Source organism: Blastocatellia bacterium (assembly GCA_025054955.1).
GTDB lineage: Bacteria > Acidobacteriota > Blastocatellia > HR10 > J050 > JANWZE01.
Map to the genome: position 1 here is coordinate 1 of JANWZE010000011.1, position 21,170 is coordinate 21,170.

Annotated in this window: 14 protein-coding genes; 11 read left to right on the forward strand and 3 right to left on the reverse strand. The window is 54.9% G+C overall.

The genetic code is table 11. From position 1 onward, the window contains the following. The first annotated feature begins 451 nt into the window (after positions 1–451). From NZ823_00980 to NZ823_00990, 3 genes are all read left to right on the forward strand, one after another. Positions 452–3,184: an insulinase family protein gene (locus NZ823_00980; protein MCS6803700.1), complete on the forward strand. Its 2,733-nt coding sequence runs from the start codon at positions 452–454 to the stop codon at positions 3,182–3,184. 210 nt (positions 3,185–3,394) lie between these two features. Beyond that, positions 3,395–4,501, forward strand: a complete 1,107-nt coding sequence (locus NZ823_00985; GenBank protein MCS6803701.1) for an AAA family ATPase — start codon at positions 3,395–3,397, stop codon at positions 4,499–4,501. Continuing rightward, positions 4,498–5,109, forward strand: a complete 612-nt coding sequence (locus NZ823_00990) for a hypothetical protein (protein MCS6803702.1) — start codon at positions 4,498–4,500, stop codon at positions 5,107–5,109. The genes NZ823_00985 and NZ823_00990 overlap by 4 nt, the downstream gene beginning before the upstream one ends. 433 nt (positions 5,110–5,542) lie before the next feature. Here NZ823_00990 and NZ823_00995 read toward each other — a convergent pair whose 3' ends face one another. Further along, positions 5,543–6,634, reverse strand: coding sequence for a N(4)-(beta-N-acetylglucosaminyl)-L-asparaginase (locus NZ823_00995; GenBank protein MCS6803703.1), 1,092 nt, complete (start codon positions 6,632–6,634; stop codon positions 5,543–5,545). Positions 6,635–6,795: 161 nt separating this feature from the next. On the opposite strand from NZ823_00995, the gene NZ823_01000 reads away from it, so the two are divergent. From NZ823_01000 to rseP, 8 genes are all read left to right on the forward strand, one after another. Next, positions 6,796–9,360 (forward strand): protein kinase, encoded by a 2,565-nt coding sequence (locus NZ823_01000; GenBank protein MCS6803704.1) that lies wholly within the window; start codon positions 6,796–6,798, stop codon positions 9,358–9,360. 42 nt (positions 9,361–9,402) lie between these two features. Next, positions 9,403–13,125 carry a tetratricopeptide repeat protein gene (locus tag NZ823_01005; protein ID MCS6803705.1) on the forward strand — a complete coding sequence of 1,241 codons (3,723 nt, stop codon included), beginning with the start codon at positions 9,403–9,405 and terminating at the stop codon, positions 13,123–13,125. Between the two features lie 24 nt (positions 13,126–13,149). Continuing rightward, positions 13,150–13,722, forward strand: coding sequence for an orotate phosphoribosyltransferase (pyrE, locus tag NZ823_01010; protein ID MCS6803706.1), 573 nt, complete (start codon positions 13,150–13,152; stop codon positions 13,720–13,722). Next, positions 13,719–14,453 (forward strand): tRNA pseudouridine(38-40) synthase TruA, encoded by a 735-nt coding sequence (gene truA, locus NZ823_01015; GenBank protein MCS6803707.1) that lies wholly within the window; start codon positions 13,719–13,721, stop codon positions 14,451–14,453. Before pyrE ends, truA begins: the two co-directional genes overlap by 4 nt. Before the next feature lie 45 nt (positions 14,454–14,498). Then, positions 14,499–15,302: an isoprenyl transferase gene (locus NZ823_01020; GenBank protein ID MCS6803708.1), complete on the forward strand. Its 804-nt coding sequence runs from the start codon at positions 14,499–14,501 to the stop codon at positions 15,300–15,302. Positions 15,303–15,306: 4 nt separating this feature from the next. Beyond that, positions 15,307–16,122, forward strand: a complete 816-nt coding sequence (locus NZ823_01025) for a phosphatidate cytidylyltransferase (GenBank protein ID MCS6803709.1) — start codon at positions 15,307–15,309, stop codon at positions 16,120–16,122. Next, positions 16,119–17,306 carry a 1-deoxy-D-xylulose-5-phosphate reductoisomerase gene (dxr, locus tag NZ823_01030; protein ID MCS6803710.1) on the forward strand — a complete coding sequence of 396 codons (1,188 nt, stop codon included), beginning with the start codon at positions 16,119–16,121 and terminating at the stop codon, positions 17,304–17,306. The genes NZ823_01025 and dxr overlap by 4 nt, the downstream gene beginning before the upstream one ends. Before the next feature lie 154 nt (positions 17,307–17,460). Then, positions 17,461–18,813: an RIP metalloprotease RseP gene (gene rseP / locus NZ823_01035; protein MCS6803711.1), complete on the forward strand. Its 1,353-nt coding sequence runs from the start codon at positions 17,461–17,463 to the stop codon at positions 18,811–18,813. A 346-nt stretch (positions 18,814–19,159) separates the two neighbouring features. Here the strand turns inward: rseP and NZ823_01040 are convergent, their stop codons facing one another. Beyond that, positions 19,160–19,654, reverse strand: coding sequence for a hypothetical protein (locus tag NZ823_01040; GenBank protein ID MCS6803712.1), 495 nt, complete (start codon positions 19,652–19,654; stop codon positions 19,160–19,162). After that, positions 19,651–21,165 (reverse strand): acetyl-CoA carboxylase biotin carboxylase subunit, encoded by a 1,515-nt coding sequence (gene accC / locus NZ823_01045; GenBank protein ID MCS6803713.1) that lies wholly within the window; start codon positions 21,163–21,165, stop codon positions 19,651–19,653. Before accC ends, NZ823_01040 begins: the two co-directional genes overlap by 4 nt. Positions 21,166–21,170: the final 5 nt, after the last annotated feature.

Consider the following 21,170-nt stretch of genomic DNA (forward strand, 5'->3'; position numbering starts at 1 on the left):
GGTTCGTGGTTCTGGCTTGACAGCCGTTTCTATCTCCCCCTAGATTCTTCGTCTCGTGAGGAGGGACCTTTGGAAGATCATCTGAGAAAACATTACCTGAGGTTTTTAAGCAATTGCTGCTCCATGATGGCATAGTCATGGATAACGAAAACGGCTGCGAGGCGGCAGTGGCGGATCAACCCGATGACGATAGATTTTCTGATCAGGCACGTCGAGTTGTTTCGTCGAATCTGTTTCCATGCAGTTCTCTTTTCAAATAGACCGTCATCTGTGATTAGCGAGGGAATCGCCCCTATGCTATGGCACGCCACGAACAATGAGAATGGCGGCACAGGCTTCGCGCCTGCGCCCCATTCTGAAGGGAGGCAAGGGTATGAAAAAGCATAATCTGAAAGCATCGTTTCATGTTTTGATCGTCGCGCTGTTGCTCGTTGGATGGTTGAGCGCATCAATGCCACCGGCCTATGCTGCGCGAATGATTGATGCCTCGGCGCAAGTAAGTGGGCTGCCGGAAGGCGTCCAGTTCGTCACCTCGGTTGAAGGCATCAGTGAATACCGCTGGCCGAATGGGCTACGCGTGTTGCTCTTTCCCGATAAGTCGAAAGACACGATCACCGTCAACATCACTTATCTTGTCGGCTCCAAACACGAAAACTATGGTGAAACTGGCATGGCTCATTTGTTGGAGCATTTGTTGTTCAAAGGCACGCCGCGGCACCCCAACATTCCGCAGGAGTTGACCGAGCGTGGCGCCCGTCCTAACGGAACAACATGGTTAGATCGCACCAACTATTTTGAAACGTTCGCTGCCACCGATGAAAATCTTGAATGGGCGCTTGATTTGGAAGCTGATCGGATGGTCAATTCATTCATCGCCAAGAAGGACCTGGAGAGCGAATTCAGCGTCGTGCGCAATGAACTTGAAGCTGGTGAAAACAACCCGCAAGGCGTGTTGATAGAACGGATGATCTCGACGGCCTATCTTTGGCACAATTACGGCAAGTCAACCATCGGCGCGCGGTCCGATATTGAGAATGTGCCGATTGAACGGCTACAAGCGTTTTACAAGACCTACTATCAACCAGACAACGCCATCCTCCTGGTTGCTGGCAAAATTGATCCGGCCAAGACGCTGCATTTGATCAATAAATACTTTGGGCCGATCCCCAAGCCGACGCGAACACTGCCAAAGTTCTACACAACTGAACCAACGCAGGACGGTGAGCGGTCGGTTACAGTGCGGCGCGTGGGTGATGTTCAACTTGTAGGATTATGCTATCACGTGCCCGCCGGCGCGCACCCCGATTTCGCTGCCATTGACATCTTAACGCAAGTGCTAGCGGACACTCCGTCGGGGCGGTTGCACAAGGCTTTGGTGGAAACGAAAAAGGCGAGCCGCGTCTATGGCTTCAGTTTCCAGTTGAACGAACCGGGCGTGATGATCCTCGGAGCAGAGGTGCGTCAGGAAGCTTCGCTCGATGCGGCGCGGGATACAATGTTGCAAGTCGTCGAAGGCCTTGCCAAGAATCCCGTGACCAAGGAAGAGGTTGAACGGGCTCGCAATCAACTGTTGAAGCAAATCGAACTCAATTTGAATGCGTCTGATCGCATCGGGCTTGAGCTGAGCGAATGGATGGCCATTGGCGATTGGCGATTGTTCTTCTTGCATCGCGATCGGTTACGCACTGTGACAGTGGATGACGTGCAGCGTGTAGCAACAACGTACTTGAAACCCAGCAATCGCACACTGGGGCTGTTTATTCCGACGGATAAACCGGACCGCGCCGAAATTCCACCCACGCCGGATATAGCGGCCATGCTGAAAGACTACAAAGGTGATGTGGCCAAGGCGGAAGGGGAAGAATTTGATCCAACGCCGGAAAACATTGAAGCGCGCGTCCAACGCGTGACCGTCGGTGGTTTGAAGCTTGCCCTGTTGCCCAAGCAAACACGCGGCAACGCGGTGCGGGCCTCACTGACGCTGCGCCTGGGCGATGAACAAAGTCTGAAGAATCGGCAGATGGTCAGTTCGATGACAGGCCAGATGTTGATGCGCGGCACGAAGAAACGCACACGTCAACAGATTCAGGATGAGCTTGACCGACTCAAGGCCCGCGCATTCGTCGGCGGTGGAGCTGGTTCCGTCTTCGCCTCGATTGAGACAACACGCGAAAATCTCTCAAGCGTCATGCGATTGGTGGCTGAGGTGCTGCGCGAGCCATCCTTCCCGGAGAAGGAATTTGAACAGCTCAAAGAAGAGCAATTGGCCCAGATTGAACAGCAGCGAACCGAGCCGCAGGCTATCGCTTTCAATGCGATCTTTCGTCATCTGAACCCTTATCCCAAGGGAGATGTGCGGTACGTTGCTACGCCGGAGGAGCAGATCGAAGAAGTCAAAAACGTCACGCTCGACGATGTGAGAAAGTTCTATGAAGAATTTTACGGCGCGTCACAGGGCGAATTGACCGTCATCGGCGATTTCGACGAGCAGGAATTCAAAAACCTCGTGGCTGAATTGTTCAGCAACTGGAAGAATCGTCGCCCGTACCGGCGCATCCCAAGTGCCTATCATGAGGTCGCTGCGATCAACAAATCGTTTGAGACGCCGGACAAAGCCAATGCTGTACTGACAGCCGGGTTGAACCTGCCGCTGCGCGATGACGATCCTGATTACCCCGCGTTGGTCTTAGGCAATTACATGCTGGGTGGTGGATTCCTTAATTCGCGGCTGGCCGTGCGAATTCGCCAAAAAGAAGGCATCAGCTATGGCGTTGGCTCGCAACTGCAAGCCAGCTCGCTGGACAAGGCCGGCACGTTCTTCAGCTTCGCCATCTACGCGCCGGAGAACGTGACGCGCTTAGAAGCAGCCTTGAAAGAAGAGATCGAGCGGATGCTGAAAGACGGATTCACTGCCGAAGAAGTCGCAGCAGCCAAATCCGGCTGGCTCCAGTCACGTCAAGTCAGCCGCGCTCAAGACCGTGAATTGGCCAGCCGTTTGAATTCGTATCTGTTTTTGAATCGCACGCTGGCCTGGGACCGCGAGTTGGAGAAACGGGTCGAAGCCCTCACGCCTGAGCAGATTGTCGCGGCCATGCGCCGGTACATTGATCCGGCGAAGATTTCGATCATCAAGGCTGGCGATTTTGCTAAAGCAGCGAAGGCCGCCGGGGCAGCGAAACCTTAAGTTGTCGCTTCCGCTGGCCAAGGAAAAGGTTGAGGCGATCAGTTTCGGTGATCGCCTCGACCTAACACTAAATGCGGAGGGAAAAACCACCTTCATGGAGCTGAAAAGCTTAGTGGGACTTGGCCTGACCGAGCAGGAATGTATGATCTGCACTCGGCATTTGTATAAGTTTGGGGAACATTAGATACAGAAAACCTGAGGAGATTTGTCATGTATAGATCATTTGAAGTGCGTGGATTTCGGTGCCTTCGGAAGTTGACCCTTGACAGCCTGGAGCGTGTTAACCTGATTGCGGGAGTCAACAACGTAGGCAAAACGGCTCTGTTGGAGGCACTCTTCCTCCATTGTGGTGCCTACAACCCAGCTTTGACTTTAAGCATCAACGCTTTTCGCGGCATAGACTCTATAAAGGTCGAACTTGGGAAACGGGCAGAAACCCCTTGGGATTCACTCTTCAGCGACTTCAATGTCTCTCAGAATGTGGAACTGGAAGGGGAGAATGACGTCGCTGAACATCGGCTTCTTCAGCTCAGGGTCATCCGTCAGCCAGAAGAACTGGCGAGACTTCGTTGGTTTATCCAACGTGATTTAGGGAGCTCTGAGAACCTCCCTCTGACATCAAAGAGTGCTATCCTATCGTCAACAGTTGTAGAGACCGTACTTGAACTCGTGTATCGGCAGGAGGGAAGGGAGGATAAGTATTACATGATTCTTGATCCCACGGGCTTGCGCACAGAGCCGATTCCACCGCCGCCGCCCTTTCCGGCCTTCTTCCTCGCGGCGCGCATGCCTGTTTCTTGGCAAGAGGACGCCGAACTCATCGGGAAACTCGACATAGCTGGGCAACAGGACGTGCTCGTAGAAGCGTTACGTGTCATAGAGCCAAAGTTGCGTCGCCTCTCTCTTGTGGTAACGGGTGGTGTTCCTATGATACACGGAGACGTGGGAGTAGGACGTCTCCTCCCTTTACCCGTCATGGGAGAGGGTATGGTGCGTATTGCCAGTCTCGTATTGAGAATCGCCAACGCCTCTGGGGGCGTTGTGTTGGTAGATGAAATCGAGAATGGGCTTCATCATTCCATTTTACCCAGTGTGTGGCAGGTGATTGGGAAGTACGCGCGTCGGTTTAACACGCAGGTTTTCGCTACCACACACAGTCTGGAATGTATCACAGCGGCTCATGAGGCATTCACGCAGAGTGAGCTGTACGATTTTCGCCTGCATCGCTTGGAGCGAAAGAATGAGGTCATCCGTGCAGTTACTTACGATAAAGAGGTGCTAGCAGCGGCCCTGGAGACAGGTTTGGAGGTGCGATGATGACCATCCAAATCACCGAATCGCGGTTGCTGGTGGTGGAGGGCAAGGACGAAGAGTTGTTCTTTGAAGCACTCATTGAACATATGGGACTGCGGAACATTCAGGTCCTGCCCGTTGGGGGCAAGGCGAAGCTCCGCCCGAGTCTGAAAGCACTTGCGTTGTCCCCAGGCTTTAGTCAGGTGGTCTCTTTGGGAATCGTTAGGGACGCTGACGAGAACGCGACCGCTGGTTTCCAAAGTGTCTGTGACGCATTAAAAGATGCGGGTCTGCGTTTCCCTGACAGGTGTTTGTCGCCCGCTGGTAGTGACCCTGCAGTCACCGTCATGATTTTACCTGGGCAAAATAAGGCGGGGACGTTGGAGGACCTTTGCCTGGAATCGGTGGCTCAAGACCCCGCAATGGGATGTGTGGAGGAATACTTTCAATGTCTGGAAAAGCAAGGTCTTCATACGCCACAGAATCTTTCAAAGGCGCGGGTTCAGGTCTTCCTGGCTTCAAAACAGGAAGCAGGAAAGCGTTTAGGTGAGGCGGCCCAGGCGGGGTACTTGCCATGGGATAATAGAGCTTTTGAGCAAGTGAAGGAGTTCCTACGGCAACTTGGCTTCTAAACGGGAGTGTTGTGCTTCTACCAAACGCGCACAGAAAATCGGAGGCTGCTGTTGACGCTATGCTCCTGCATTCCATGTCGCTGCATCAAACGTCCCCTTTCTCCGGACTATTGGTATCAGTTCTCAATCAATGATGTTCCAACCTCCTCGCTTGCTCCGGATGCATTTTGGTTTTTGATGTGTAGGGCTTCTGTCAGCACAGCGCTAAGTAACGTGACAAAAGTTCGTGGCGTTTTTGAAAGCGGTGACACGTCACCGCACTCCAAAAGTTCCCGTCCCCAAAATGTCCCAGAAATTTTGTCCACCTACTTAGCAACCGCAAGTCCGATACCCTCAGAACGTGCCATCGCGCCCAACGCAAACCAACGGCTATCTCTTCCTCCATAAGATGACATGACCGACTTCGGAGCATCCGATGCCCTCGGCAGGGGATTTATTTTTTCGGTCGCTTGAACAGATACGCGCCGGGTTCAATACGATGACCTTTCGCATCGCTCACAGCAAATTCCACATCAGACCAAATCCCAGCACACCCGTATTCGCCTTTTTTGTTTAATGCGTAGAATTTCACCTGAAAGTCAGGTCGGCCTTTGTATTTATTCACAATGCGCTTAAGCGCGTCCAGGCAAGCGTCAACCGGCGACATGCCGTGCCGCATGTTTTCGACAATCGTATGCGCGCCGCAAATCTTGATGACCTCCTCGCCGCGTCCGGTGGAGCCGGCAGCGCCGATGTCATTGTCTACGTAAAGCCCGGCCCCGATCAACGGCGAGTCGCCGACACGGCCAGGAATTTTGAACGCCAGACCACTCGTCGTGGTAACGCCGGAGATTTCGCCTTTTTCATTCAACGCAAGACAATTGATCGTGCCGGTCGGACGATGCTCTAAAATCCGCCGCAGGTATCGTGTCTCCCATGATTGCTCTTCAGGCACCAGTTTGACGTCGCTCGGACCCCAATCGTCGTCTTTACTGCGTTCTTCGCGCCAGCGCAGCCATATTCTGCGGGAGCGTTCCGTCAATAAATTTTGTTTAGGAAACCCGTAAGAGAGCGCAAATCGCAAAGCGCCTTCGCCGACAAGCAGGACGTGATCGGTTCGTTCTAGCACCAATTTTGCGACGCTTGACGGGTTTTTCACGTATCGGAGTCCAGCCACGGCTCCGGCCTTGCCTGTCGGGCCATGCATGACAGACGCATCGAGTTCGACTTCACCTTCTTCATTGGGCAGGCCACCGTAACCGACAGAATCGTCGTTGGGATCGTCTTCGACAAGATTCACGCCGGCCACAACAGCTTCCAGTGTGTCGCGTCCTTGTCGAAGCAGTTCCAACGCTCTGGCAGTGGCGCGAAGTCCGCCGTAGTACGGTTCAGCGCCTTCGACTTCGATTCGATTGGAACTGGCAATGACCAGCGGCGGCGTGGCTCGAGCGGTTTCAGCGGCGGACGAACCAATCGTTGTCGCGTGTGGTATCGCCACACCTGTCAGGGCGCTTGCCTTGAGAAACTCTCGTCTTGACACAATCATGGCTTGACTCTCCTGAGCGTGTGATGTGAGCCGGTACTTTATCGTCTCTTCTGGCAACTTTCAATAGCCAGCTAGATTTGCATTTGGTTAAGGAAATGAATAAGATTGACCGCTCGCTGAAGAGGGGGAATCGGGCACCCCTTGGGGACCGGTGAGACGAGATGAATGAAGTCAAGACCGACCCGCTCATCGGGCGGGTGATAGCAGGGCGCTACGAGATCGAACAAAAGATCGGCGAAGGTGGCATGGGGTCGGTCTATCGCGCTCGCCACATCATCACAGGCAAGATTGTGGCCATCAAGGTGTTGTTGGAAGACCTGGCTGCTTATGACAGCTTTGTGCAACGATTCCTGCATGAGGCCAAAGCGGCTGCTTACCTGAATCATCCACATGCGATCAACATCATAGACTGCGGGCGTGACGGCGATGTGGTCTATCTGCTCATGGAATACGTCGAAGGGCGAACGCTCAAGGCTGTGATGCGAGCCGAAGGGCCATTTTCACTGGAGCGCACGTCAGCCATCTTGCAACAGATATGCGCGGCTGTGGCTGCTGCGCATGCGCAATCCATTGTGCATCGTGATCTGAAGCCGGACAACATCATGCTTCAGCAGTTTGCCGACGGCACTGATTATGTCAAAGTGCTCGATTTCGGGATTGCCAAGGTGTTGGACGAGCAGAAGCGAAGCACTCAAACGCCGGTGTCCAAGAATATCTTCGTCGGCACGCCCGAATATGCTTCGCCAGAACAGTGCAACTCCAAGACGCCGACGCATCTGTCGGACATCTACAGTTTAGGGACGATTGTTTACGAGATGTTGACGGGCCGGCCTGTGTTTATCGGCGAGCCGATGGAAGTCATGCTTCAGCACGTGCAAGCGCAGCCTCCGTCATTGCGCCACTTGCGGCCCGATGTGCCGCCCGCTGTGGAGCAAGTGTTGATGCGGGCGCTCAGCAAGGATCCAGCCGAGCGTCAACAGCACGTGTTGGAGTTGGCCAAGGAATTTGAATCGGCCGTGTACGGGGGGTTGGTAGAAACGAGCGAGCCAGGCGTCAGTGGTCGAAATGGGTTCATGATGACTTTGACGCCTGAGCCGGCAATTCCGGCAGAAGTCATTGCTACGGGAGCCAAATCGAACGATCAACTGGCCTGGCGCCGTTGGTTTCGCTCGAAGCGGGGACGCTGGCTACTGGCTGTGTCTGCCGGTTTGCTCGTCGTTATCGCCGGCGCCGGGTTTCGATTTTGGCACTGGTATGATATGAAACCGGCGGTGCCGGCGCCGCCGCCGGTCACTTCTGACGTTCCGTTGATGGCGCCAGTTGATCAGTTGCTGTTGACCAGAGAGCTAATTGAAAACGGCGATTGGGCGGGCGCTCTCGCTGAGCTGAAACGGATTTTGGCAAACACAGAAGGCGTCAACCCGGAAGCGCACATGTTGCTGGGCCGCGTTTACGCTGAGCAAGGCGACGAGACGAACGCCATCCGCGCATATCAAACGGCGATTGAGCAAATGGGTGGTCTCTATCCTGAGGCTCATTACCACTATGGGCAACTATTGCTTGAGCGCGGTGAGCTGTCGCAGGCTGAGCGTCAATTTCAGCAAGCGGTGGAAGGCACTGAGCGGCGTCACTTGCCATCGTTAGTCGCGTTAATGGACTTGGCGTTGCAGCGTGGCGAAACCAGTGTGGTCAACGCGCTGTTCAGCGAAATTATCTCCAAAGCCGCTGAAACGCCGGACGATTGGCTACAAATGGGCAAGGCTTCGTTTGTGCGCGGCCAGTATGATTACGCTGCGCGGGATTTGCGGCGAGCAATCGCGGCGCAACCTCAAGGCAGCGCAGAAGCCCAGATGTATTTAGCCTTGACATTGGCTCGGCGCGACCAGTTCAGCGAGGCCCGCGAAGCCTTTGAGCAAGCGATCTCGCGTCGAAATGGAAACTATCCGCGCGCGCGCTTTGAGTTTGGCAAATTCCTTTACGAGCAAGGCGAGGTCAAGCGCGCGGTGAGCGAGCTGCGCGCCGCCGTGCGATTGCGTGGTGGTCATTACCCACAAGCTGAATTGGCGCTCGCGCTGGCGTTAGCCGATTGGGCTGTCAATCGTTGTGACGAGGCAGCGCAGCAATTACAACTGACCATCAGTCGTCAGGCCATCCCATTTCCTGAAGCCGAGCAGGCGCTCTGGCGGGTTTACGTGGCTCGCCTTGGTTTGTTAGAAGAGGCTCGCAAACTCTCGCCTCGGCCTGAGGATCGGGCATGGTTGGAACAGCGGTCTGAGGCGATACTGATAGAGAGTCAGGACGACACGCCTGTCTACCGCCTTATCAGCGACAAGCCGTTGGAAAGCGGCGAGGCGCGAACATATTCCCTCGTCCCGCTAGCTCGTCGTGGCGCCTATCCGACGCTTGCCCTGAAAATCGGCGTAAGCGCCTTGCAACTGCGTTGGCGAGCTGGTGAACAAAACCAGTCGCCACGATGGGCTGCCACGTTGATCACACCCGATGGCGAACGCCTACTGGATATGACACCCGTAGAGAATCACCTGATGAGGAAATTCGCCGTGGAGATCACTGTTCGGGTTCAACCGAGTTCTATCGCTCTGGCGCTCGATCAGCAAGAAGTGGGACAAATAGCTGGCGACGGTTCCTCGCCGATTCAATGGTCAGTGACTGGTGGGAGCGTGTTGGTATGGAGTGTTCGTGAATCCAAAGCGATGGACAATCGTTGAGACGCGCGATCGGTTCATCCGCGTTCAATCGGGCAGGCTTTCATGAAACGACAACTGAACAACATTGCACAGCAGCATTTTGACGAAGGGGTTGCACGCTTCAATCGTGGCGACCTGCGTGGCGCGGCTGCCGCTTTTGAGTTGGCCATTAAACATCAGCAGGGGCGATTCCCCAAAGCGTGCTTTTACCTTGGACGAGTCCTCAGTGATCTAGGCGAATTGGATCAGGCCGTAGATGCCTTCACCAAAGCGCTTGAGCAACAACCGGTCAATCCTGATGCCTATTTTTATCTTGGCGCCTGCTTGCTTCAACAAGGCAAGCTGGAGGCAGCCGTACAAGCTTATCAAAAGGCGGTTGAGCAGCAGGGCGGACATAATCCGCTGGCCTTTGAGAGTCTGGGTCGTGTGCTGGCCTTGCAAGGGCGAACCGATGCAGCCATCAAAGCCCATCGCACAGCGATTGCTCAGCGCGGTGGGTTATTCCCGCGAGCCTATTACAATCTGGGACTGGCCCTCTGGCAACAAGGCGAGATCACTGAAGCGGTAACTGCCTTCGAGCGTGCCATTGAACAATCGAGCCATCCCAATCCCGAATACTACTTCCAGCTCGGCAAGCTGCTGTTGGACATCGGCGAGTTAGACCGTTCCATCCAGGCTTTGCAACAGGCCGTCTCACAACGCGGCGGACATTACGCCGAGGCGCAATTTGAATTGGGTCGCGCCTGGCTCATCAAAGGGGACCTTGATCCGGCGGTCGCTGCGTTTAGGGCCTCACTGGACGATCAACCGAATAATCCTGATGCCCATTATCATTTGGGGCGCGCCTTGTTTCGTCAGAGTGAATTTGATGCGGCGATTGAAGCCTTTCAAGCGGCCATTGATTTGCGTGGCGGCGTATTTCCTTTGGCTTATCATGATATGGGATTGGCCTATGCTGAGCAGGGATCGTTAGACAAGGCGATTGAAGCCTGCGCTCTGGCGACAAAGCAAAATCCTTTCTTTCCCAAGGCGCATTACGACTATGGTCGTTTTCTGTTAGCGCGGGGCGAACTGGATCAGGCCATTGCCTGTTTTAAGAGAGCGATTGAGCAACGCCAGGGGCGTTATCCCGAAGCTCAGCGCGATATGGGGAAGGCGTTGGCGTTGCAGGGGCAAATCGAAGCGGCCATTGATTTGTATCAGAAGGTGATCGCCGAAGGTTACGATGTGGCCGAGACGCAATACGATCTGGGGCAACTCTATTTTGCCAAGGGAGACTTACGCGCGGCTGCGGCTGCTTATCAAGCGGCGGTTGATTCAGCCGGTGGGCGGTTTGCCCGCGCCTGGCACAATCTGGGGCGTGTCTTGTATGCCACACGCGACTTGCAAGGCGCATTAAACGCGCTCCAGAAGGCCGTCAGTGAACAGCCGCATTTTCCCAATGCGCATTACAATCTTTCCTGTGTGTTGTTGGAGCTTGGGCAAGCCGAAGCGGCGCTCCGCGAAGTGAAGCTCGCCATCGGGCAACGCGAGAGTGAATTTCCTGAAGCTCACCATCAATTAGGGCGGGTGTTATTTGCCTTGAATCAGCCTGAACAAGCCATTGCGGCATTTGAACAAGCCATTGCTCAACGTCATGGCGACTTTCCCGAAGCGTTTCATGACATGGGGGTCGCTCGGTTTGCGCAAAACGACACGGCTGGCGCCATCAAGGCGTTTCGCCAGGCGATCGCCTTGCGACCGGACGCGTGGCCGGAAGCATATACGGCGCTGGGTCGGGCGCTGGTCCGAGAAGGTCAACTGAGCGAGGCCATTCAGGCGCTGACCACGTCTATCAAACAACGAGATCATCAGCCTGAAGCTCATTATTGGTTAGGTCGTGCTTATCTGGAGTCATCGGCCATTGAAGAAGCGATCAGTGAGTTTCGCGTGGCGATTGAGCAGCAGCCGGACTTTGCCGGCGCCTATTACAATTTGGGTCGTGGGTTGGCGATGCAGTCCCGACTGGAAGAGGCTATCGTCGCTTATCGTCAAGCGTTGAAGCTCAGCCCTGATTTTTATAAAGCGCAGCACGCGCTCGGCGTGGCGTATTACTTGAACGGCCAGATAAGCGAGGCGGTAAGCGCCTATCGAGCGGCTATCGCCGAGCGACCCGATTTCGCGCGCGCGCATCATGACCTGGGCTTGGCGCTTTATGAGAACGGCGATCTGCAGGGCGCGATCGCTGCCTTCCGTGAAAGCATCAAGCAAGCCGGCGATCAACCCGAAGCCGAAGCCTTTTACGATCTGGGCAATGCCTTATTCGCTCAAGGTCAACTGGACGAGGCAATCGAAGCTTACGACTCAGCCATTGCCATTGATCCGCAATATAGCCAGGCTCATCTGAAACGTGGTTTGGCCCTCACCGAAAAAGGCGCCTTGGCTGAGGCGATTGCTGCGTTTCGTCAAGCCATTGACGCAGAAAGCGGGCCGTTCCCCTATGCTTATCACAATCTTGGCATCGTGTTGTACGAGTCCGGGCAGATTGATGAGGCCATTGAAGCTCAGCAGTCGGCCATCGAACAGTGTCAGCATTTCCCAGCCGCCTATTACAACCTCGGTAATGCGCTCTACAGCAAAGGCTGGTTTGATGAGGCGATTCAGGCCTATGAAACGGCCATCAAGCAAAGCGGCGGCAGCTTCCCCGAAGCTGAACGCAATCTCGGTAACGCCTGGTTGAGTCGCGGTCAACTGCAAAAAGCCGTTGAGCATTATCGTGTGGCTGTTGAACAAACTCAGGGAGGAGACCCCCATGCGTTGAACAATCTGGGATTGGCGTTGTTTAACGCTGGTGATTTGGATGGAGCCATCAATGCGTTTGTCCAAGCGATTCAACTGCAGGAGCGCGATCCCGACTCGCATTATCATTTGGGCCTCGTCTATGCTCGCAAAGGAGACCTGGCGCAGGCGCAGCATCACTTCCGGCAAGCGCTCGATCAACGTGACGGCAATTTCCCTGAATCGCATTTTGAATTAGGCAAAGTTCTCTACGAGTTGGGAGAGTATGCCCAGGCGATCCATCATTTTGAGCAATCGCTAGCCCAGCAAAGCGCTAACCCAGAAGCGCAGTATTGGCTAGGCCGCGCCCTGACCAGTCAGGGTGACATGGAGCAGGCCATCAAAGCGCTGGAAGCTGCCTGTCAGGCGCAACCATCAGGCTTTCCCGAAGCGCGATATGAATGGGCGCTGTTGCTCGCGCGGCAGGGCAACTTGAATGCCGCGATTGAACAACTTGACCTGGCAATCAAGGAACGACGCGATCTCTTTCCCGAAGCGCACTATCAAAAAGGTCGCTTGCACGCGCGCGTTGGTCAACTCACGAAGGCAATTGAAGAATACCACAAAGCGATTGAGCAACGGCATGGCGTGTATGCTGAAGCGTATGCTGATCTGGGGCGCGCGTTGTATGCCAAAGGCGATTTGACGGGCGCTAATGAAGCTCACGGAAAAGCGGTCCAGCAACGCGCGGGGCAGGGCTTGGAACTAGAATCGCGAGCATTGGCGCAAGAAGCCGAGCCGCTTTCGGATAATCTCATGCAGAAGTTGAAAGCCCGCTTGCGACAGGCGCGCGGCACGGTCAACGTGCGTGGATTGGTGGAAGAGCACCAGTTGCAAACAGTCAGCGAAAACTCGGAAGAAGAAGAACTCCTGCTGAGTCCGCTGATTGAGGATGACGTCAAGGCGGTGACTGATCAAAAAAGAGATCGGCCACCCCAACAACCAGAGAGGAGAGAACGCGCTGAGTGAGAGGCTCACGTGTTGTCATTAGGTATGAATGAAATTCTGAGCATCTTTGAGCAGACTGGCGCCGTGCTGGACGGCCATTTTTTACTTTCATCCGGCTTGCATAGTCCACGTTATGTTCAGTGCGCGTTGGTGCTTCAGTATCCCGATCAAGCAGCCCATCTGGGCGCGTTGCTAGCTGAATACTTCAGGCAGGCGCAGCCACAGGTGGTGCTCGCGCCGGCCATCGGCGGCATCATCGTGGCGCACGAGGTAGCCCGCGCGCTCGGTGCCCGTGCGATGTTTGCTGAGCGGAAGCATTCGGATATGCAATTGCGTCGCGGGTTTCATCTGGCGCCGGGCGAACGAGTCGTCGTCGTTGAGGACGTTGTCACCACAGGTGAGTCATTGAACGAGGTCATTCAAATCGCGCTGAACCGCGGCGGGCAGGTTGTCGGTGTCGGTTCGCTGATCAATCGTGGTCGTGGCCTGTTGTTCCCATTGGGATTAAAGCTGCACTCGCTCGTCACATTGGAGATTCCCACTTATCAACCCGGCGAATGCCCGTTATGTCAGCAGGGGATGCCATTCACGGCGCCGGGGACGCGGCAATCAGCATGAACAACATCAAAGCCGTACTTCAATATGACGGCACGGAATATCACGGCTGGCAAATACAGCCTGGGCGGCGGACAATTCAAGGCGTATTGACAGAGGCGCTCTCGCAATTGGATCAGCGTCCGGTGATCGTACATGGCGCCGGGCGAACCGATGCTGGCGCTCACGCTGAAGGGCAGGTCGCTAACTTTTTTCTTTCTCGTCGCTGGGCGACAGCCGATTTGATTCGAGCGATCAATGCGTGCCTGCCGCGTGACATTCGTGTGGTGGAGGCATCGCCTGTAGACCCCCTGTTTCATGCTCGGTTTGATGCAAAAGCAAAAACCTATCGCTATCGTTTCTATCTCGGTCGAGTGGTCAGTCCATTTCTATATCGGTACGTCTATCCATGTTTCTATCCGTTGAATGTGAGCCGTATGCAGGAGGCTTGCTCATTATTGCTCGGCAAGCACGATTTTGCTGCGTTTTCTTCACGGTCACAAGAGCGTTCGACGACGATCCGAGTGATCACCGAGATCACGTTGGTTGAATCTGACCACATGCTGGAATTGTGCGTGACCGCCGATGGTTTTTTACGGGCGATGGTGCGGCGTTTGGCCGGCACGTTGCAAGAAGTGGGGCGTGGTAGGATGTCGCTTGAGCAGGTCGCCGCCTTGTTACATCACGATCCGGCCGTTGAAGCCGGACCGACCTTACCGGCTCAAGGGTTGACGCTGCTTCGGGTGGACTACTAAGATTGGTTTTGCTGCCCCTGCTGAGGCAGGCGATGGATTAATATCATGATAGACTTTGCCGGCGTTATTGAGAAAGGCTCGCGCGAGGAAGAACTGCTCAGTCGGATTGATCCTGATCACTTACCCCAGCATATCGCGATCATCATGGACGGTAACGGGCGCTGGGCGCGCGCGCGCGGCAAATCCCGTGTGATGGGGCATCGCGCCGGCACGCAGGCGGCGCGCCTCGCCGTTGATACCTGTGCCCGATTGGGCATTGACGCGCTCACGCTCTATGCGTTTTCCACCGAGAATTGGAAACGACCAGCTCAAGAAGTTCATGCCTTGATGCAGTTGCTCAAGGAATTCATTCATCGGGAATTGAGCACACTCAAACGGCATAACGTGCGGCTGAATGCCATCGGCCGATTGAACGAGTTGGAGGCAACCGTCCGCGAAAAGGTGCTATGGGCGATGCAGGAGACGGCGGCCAACACGGGCATGCGATTGAATGTGGCGCTCAATTACAGTGGACGGACCGAATTGGTGGATGCGTTCCGTTCGTTATACCGGCACGCCCTCCAGCAGGGGTTGCAGCCCGAGCACATTGATGAACCGTTGATTGAGGCTCATCTGTATACAGCCGGGTTGCCAGACCCTGACCTGCTGATTCGCACCAGCGGTGAGATGCGCATCAGCAATTTCCTTCTCTGGCAAATCGCGTACACGGAGTTGTACATCACCGATGTTTTGTGGCCTGATTTTGGGCGAGCTGAGTTATTTTCTGCGATCATTGCCTTTCAGCAACGAGAACGACGGTTTGGTGGTGTGTCAGCAGTCGCGCCTGCTGCGCTGATGAAGGCCCGATAAAGCCATGAAGCAGCGATTGCTGACAGCCTTCATTGTGATTCCACTGCTGGTCTATATCATCTGGTGGGGACCGGCCTGGGCATTCAATCTGATTGTTTTGCTCGCTGTGCTAATCGGCGTCCGCGAATTTCAATTGATGGCCGAGAAAGTTGGTTATCAAGGGCCTCGTTGGGTTGCTTGGTTAGGTAGTGCTGGGGTGGTCATCGGCGTTTGGCTTGATCGGCCAGGCCTGACGGAAGCCAGTCTCGCGGCGACGATGGCCGTCGGCATGATCGCTCATATAGCCTACCGACATTCTATCGAGACGGCGCTTGTATCAACGTCGGCCACGATCGCCGGTGTTGTTTACGTGGCTGTTCTGGCCAGTTATTTAATCCGCGTTCGGATGATTGACAACGGAGTAACGGCGCTATCGGCGCAACTGCTTTTGTTCTTTTTACTGGTCAATTGGGCAGCCGACACGTCGGCTATGCTTATCGGCAAGCGATTCGGCAGGCGTCCGCTGCTTCCCGTCATCAGTCCAAAAAAGACCGTTGAGGGCGGACTCGGCGGGTTGTTGGGCAGCCTCGTTGGCGCAGGGTTGGCCCACCTTTTGTTTTTTCCTCAGATGCCTCTGCGACATGCTCTGCTTCTGGCGCTGGTCATGGGCGCTGTCGGACAGGTCGGCGATTGGTGCGAATCGTTGCTCAAGCGAAGCGCCAAGATCAAAGACGCTGCCTCTATCCTGCCCGGTCATGGCGGCATGTTGGACCGACTCGATAGCCTGCTGTTCAATGCGCCGATTCTGTACTATTATTACCGCTTCTTCTGGTCGTCATGAAGAATGTTGTCATACTAGGCTCAACCGGCTCCATCGGTGAGAATACACTCAAGGTGATTGAGCATCTGGGCGGAGCCGTCCGCGTGATGGCGTTGGGTGCAGGTCGTAATCTGAGCCGACTGGCCGAGCAAATTGGACGATTTCGTCCCGATGCTGTCTCTGTTGCCCACGAGGAAGATATTCCCCTGCTGCGTGACCAGTTGAGCGTGTTGGGAGTCACACACCGGCCACGTCTGTATGCTGGCATTGAGGGGCTGATCGAACTGGTTAGCCTGGCAGAGGCCGACATCATCGTTGCCGCAACTGTTGGCGCCGTTGGGCTGCGCCCAACGTACCGAGCCATCGAACTTGGCAAGCGGGTGGCCTTAGCTAACAAAGAAACCCTTGTCATCGCCGGTGAGCTGATGACCAAGACAGCCCAACGCACCGGCGCTGAGCTGTTGCCTGTTGATAGCGAGCATAATGCTATACACCAGTGTTTGCTGGGGGTGAATCCTGAGCACATTCAGCGGCTCATTTTGACGGCGTCGGGCGGGCCGTTTCGGCAAGCATCGCTTGAACAGATGCAAGCGGCTACACCGGAACAAGCTTTGAATCATCCGACCTGGCAGATGGGACGGAAGATCACAATTGATTCGGCCACGTTGATGAATAAGGGATTGGAGATCATCGAAGCCACCTGGTTATTTGGGTGTGGCGCCGACAAAGTGGATGTTGTGATTCATCCGCAGTCGTTGGTTCATTCGATGGTTGAAATGATTGACGGGTCGCTGATCGCCCAGCTTGGCGTTACCGACATGCGGTTTGCTATTCAATATGCGCTGACGTTCCCTGAACGCCAGCCGACGTCATTGCCGCGCCTCTCCTTTTCGCCGTCTCTGGCACTGGAGTTTTATCCTCCCGATGTGGAGCGGTTTCCCTGTATCAGATTGGCTTATCAGGCGGCAACTGCATCGGGCACGATGCCGACAGTCTTGAATGCCGCTAATGAAGTTGCTGTGCAGGCTTTCCTGGATCGCCGCATCGGCTTCATGGAGATTCCGCAGCTCATTCACGCAGTCATGATGACGCATGCGATTGAACCCGTGCAGAGCCTCGATCAATTGATTCAAGTTGATCAGTGGGCGCGTCAGCAGTCTGAACAGTTCATTGACGGAGGTCGCGCGGCTAGTGGCCGCGTGTGATCCGTCTTTCCATCGCGCGCTAAGGTTGTGGTTGTTCGGGTCGGCTCTGTAGACACAAGGCGTGAACATACTTTACACTTTAGCTTGCCTCCTGGCGCAGGCCTGCTGTCAGGCGCGCGGATGGCAGACAAACATTAACGAGGAGTAAGATCGAGTGGACATCCTACTGACGCTGGCAACGTTCATCGTCGTCATCGGAGTGCTCGTCTTCATTCACGAAGCGGGGCACTTTCTGGTGGCCAAGTTCTTCAAGGTGACTGTTGAGACGTTTAGTCTCGGCTTTGGGCCGCGGTTGATCGGGTTTACCAGAAATGGCACCGATTATCGCATCAGCGCCATTCCACTAGGCGGCTACGTCAAGATGCTGGGAGAGAATCCTGATGAAATTGAAGCGTCCAAAGACTTGGAAGGCGCGCTCAGCACGAAGCCGGCCTGGCAGCGTTTTCTGATTTTCATTGCTGGTCCGTTGGCCAACATTTTATTAGCCATTGTGCTCCCGACAGCCCTCTTTATGGTCAGTTATCAAGTGCCCGCCTATAAGGATCAGCCGGCCCGCGTTGATTTTGTCGCCATGGGATCGCCGGCTGACAAAGCTGGTGTGAAGAAGGGCGATCTGGTGACGAGCTTTGATGGCATTCAATCGCCAACCTGGGAGCAAGTCGAGGACATCACGTTTTTGAAGCCAGGTCAGAAAATTCCTCTTCAAGTTGAGCGCAATGGTCAACGCCTTGATCTGGTCATCGAATTACAGACCCGGATTCAATCTGGAGAAAAAATGGGGCTGTCTGGCATGTTACCTGATTGGCCAGGCGATGGTGTGGTAATCGGTAGCGTGGAGCCAGGCTCACCTGCTGAACAAGCTGGATTGCAGCCGGGCGACAAGATCATCAAAATAGATGGCACGCCGATACGTCACATTTATGAGCTTCAAGCCGTTGTCGCTGCCAACGTTGGTCGTCCGCTGACGTTCACCGTGGTCCGTCAGAACACGACGTTTGACAAAGTCATCACGCCGTTTTTCGATGAAGCGCGTAACATCGGTCGGATTGGCTTCGCGCAAAACGAGAGTTACGTGCCGCCAATGGTTCATAAGCAATTAGGTCTCGGCGCGGCACTGAGCGCATCAGTGGATCACAACCGACGGAACCTCTGGATGATGAAACAAGCTGTGGGAGCGGTCCTCAGTGGTCATCGCGCTGTTGGCGATACATTCGCCGGACCGGTGCAGATTGCTTCGATCTCCGGCAAAGTGGCCCAGCAAGGTTTTGAGCCGCTGCTAATGCTGATGGCCATGTTGAGTCTGAGTCTGGGGTTGTTCAATTTACTGCCGATCCCTATCCTCGATGGTGGACAGGTGTTCATGCTGTTTGTCGAAAAGAGCTTTACCTTGTTCGGACGCGAATTTACAGTGGCTTTACGCGAGAAGATTCAGACGGTCGGCTTCGTGTTGATCGTTCTGTTCATGGGGTTCATCATTTACAGCGATATTGCGCGATTGGTGCAGTAGCTCTTGTGGCTCACTCATCGTTGATTGTTGTGGATGAACCAAGCTCCATGCCGATAGTCCGAGAAAGGCCGTGTTTGATGAAGCGACACGGTTAGCAGAACGCTCTATAGCGTTTGCCATGGACTGATCCTGCCCACATAGTTGGCATCGAAACCGGCAATAGAAATAAGCGGCTTCGCATCAATGCCCATTGCTCTGTCTAGTCACAACTGCGAATCACTATAGGTCTCATCATGCCTTTTGACTCCACAAGTGTGGTCTTTTTCTCCGCGATTGGTATGAGTCGTTGATAGGCGGGGCAAGTTGCTACTCAGCCGTGATTGGCATTAGTCGGCGGGGCAAGTTGCTACTCAATCACAGCCAGCACGGCGCCAGCTTCGACGGTTTGGTCTGGAGAGACGTTGATTGCCTTGACCACGCCAGCCTTGGGCGAGCGGACTTCGTTTTGCATCTTCATTGCTTCGAGCACCAGCACACCTTGACCTTCTGTGATCTGGTCACCTGGCTGACAAAGCCAGCAGATGACGCGACCGGGCATTGTGGCCTTGAGTTGAATCGTTCCGGTCACCGTTAGTCCGCCTCGTCGCTTTCGTCGCGGGTCAGAAATCCGGAGCGACAATTTTTGACCACCTACTAGTACGTCAATCGCCCCGTTGGCTGGATCACCTGCCGTCCGTACTTCAATCACGCGATTGTTAATGGTGACGAGGTAGATGCCTGTCTCTGGCTGGCTCACGTCAAACTCGACCGTCTCACCGTTGATGGTGGCCGTGCGACGGTTGCTGTCGCCGCTCAGCTCGATAGTGAATGTTTCGCCGTGGCAATCTACTTCGTATTTCATAACCGTGAGTTGAGCAGCATCATACGACCGTGCATTTTCCAGGCGCTGTCGCCGGCCGCTTGGTGGGAGTTGGCGCTGGGTTGAGTCGAATGATCCGTGTAATGCAGCGTCGCTGCAATCAAGGCGGCCTGGCGCACGACGGTGGGAAGGCCCGTTGAATTTTGCGAACGTCGGCTGAGAAAACGTTCAATGAAACCTGTGTCGAGTCGGCCTTCAATGAATTCGGCATCGCGCAGAATTTCACGGTAGAATGGAATGGTCGAACCGATGCCGTCTAACACGTATTCATCCAGCGCGCGGCGCAGCCGGTCTATCGCTTCAGTTCGCGTCCGGCCCCAGGCAATGAGTTTCCCCAGCAGTGGATCATAAAAGACAGGAACCGACCAGCCGCTGAATACACCGCTATCATCACGAATGCCAGGGCCAGCCGGCGGACGAAGACGAGTGATCGTGCCAGGGCAGGGAATGAAATTATTATCTGGGTCTTCGGCGCAGATGCGACATTCAATCGCCACGCCTCGCCACTGGATATCCTCCTGCTGCCAGTCGAGTCGTTCTCCGGCAGCTATACGAATTTGCTCACGCACCAGATCAACGCCAGTGACCATCTCCGTCACCGGATGTTCAACTTGCAGCCGTGTATTGACTTCGAGGAAGTAAAAATTTCGTTGCTGATCAACGAGAAATTCGACTGTGCCGGCGTTGTAATAGCCGGCTTCTCTGGCGATGCTGACGGCTACCTGTCCCATGCGGTGGCGTAGCTCGGCATCATTCAATGGCGACGGACACTCTTCAATGACTTTTTGATGACGCCGCTGCAAAGAGCATTCGCGTTCGCCCAGGTGAATGATGTGGCCATAGCGGTCGCCGATGACCTGTATTTCGATGTGGCGAGGACGCTCAAGGAGTTTTTCAAAATAGATGGCGCCGTTGCCGAAGGCCGATTCAGCTTCTGAGCGAGCCAAGGCGAAGGCCGCATCCAGTTGATCCAGGCTATCAACCCGCCGCATGCCTTTGCCGCCGCCGCCCGCTGCCGCCTTCAGCAGAATCGGAAAACCGACTTCTTGGGCAAGGCGCTTCAGCTCATTGACGTCGGTCACCGGTTTGGTCAAACCCGGCACAACCGGCGCGTTGGCTCGGATGGCGATTTCACGCGCCCGTGTCTTATCACCGAGCGCTTCAATGGCCTGCCAGTTCGGTCCGATGAAAACCAAACCGGCTTCCTCCACCGCTCGGGCAAAGGCCGCGTTTTCAGCGAGGAATCCATAGCCGGGATGAATCGCTTCAGCGCCGGCCTGATGAGCTGCATCCAAAATCCTATCAATCCGCAAATAGCTTTCTGTGGAGGGCGCAGGCCCAAGCCGGTAGGCTTCATCAGCGAGCCGAACGTGCAATGCCCGTGAATCTGCGTCGGAGTAAACAGCGACCGGCGAGATGTTCATTTCACGACAGGCTCGGATGACACGGACAGCAATCTCACCTCGATTCGCAATCAGGATTTTGTTGAACATTTAAC

Excerpts from the sequence above, each read along its gene's own strand:
- NZ823_01025 (MCS6803709.1), top strand. The coding sequence starts at position 15,307 with ATGAAGCAGCGATTGCTGACAGCCTTCATTGTGATTCCACTGCTGGTC.
- NZ823_01005 (MCS6803705.1), top strand. The coding sequence starts at position 9,403 with ATGAAACGACAACTGAACAACATTGCACAGCAGCATTTTGACGAAGGG.
- NZ823_00995 (MCS6803703.1), bottom strand. The coding sequence starts at position 6,634 with ATGATTGTGTCAAGACGAGAGTTTCTCAAGGCAAGCGCCCTGACAGGT.
- NZ823_00990 (MCS6803702.1), top strand. The coding sequence starts at position 4,498 with ATGATGACCATCCAAATCACCGAATCGCGGTTGCTGGTGGTGGAGGGC.
- NZ823_01020 (MCS6803708.1), top strand. The coding sequence starts at position 14,499 with ATGATAGACTTTGCCGGCGTTATTGAGAAAGGCTCGCGCGAGGAAGAA.
- NZ823_00980 (MCS6803700.1), top strand. The coding sequence starts at position 452 with ATGCCACCGGCCTATGCTGCGCGAATGATTGATGCCTCGGCGCAAGTA.
- NZ823_01040 (MCS6803712.1), bottom strand. The coding sequence starts at position 19,654 with ATGAAATACGAAGTAGATTGCCACGGCGAAACATTCACTATCGAGCTG.
- dxr (MCS6803710.1), top strand. The coding sequence starts at position 16,119 with ATGAAGAATGTTGTCATACTAGGCTCAACCGGCTCCATCGGTGAGAAT.
- accC (MCS6803713.1), bottom strand. The coding sequence starts at position 21,165 with ATGTTCAACAAAATCCTGATTGCGAATCGAGGTGAGATTGCTGTCCGT.
- NZ823_00985 (MCS6803701.1), top strand. The coding sequence starts at position 3,395 with ATGTATAGATCATTTGAAGTGCGTGGATTTCGGTGCCTTCGGAAGTTG.
- pyrE (MCS6803706.1), top strand. The coding sequence starts at position 13,150 with ATGAATGAAATTCTGAGCATCTTTGAGCAGACTGGCGCCGTGCTGGAC.
- truA (MCS6803707.1), top strand. The coding sequence starts at position 13,719 with ATGAACAACATCAAAGCCGTACTTCAATATGACGGCACGGAATATCAC.
- NZ823_01000 (MCS6803704.1), top strand. The coding sequence starts at position 6,796 with ATGAATGAAGTCAAGACCGACCCGCTCATCGGGCGGGTGATAGCAGGG.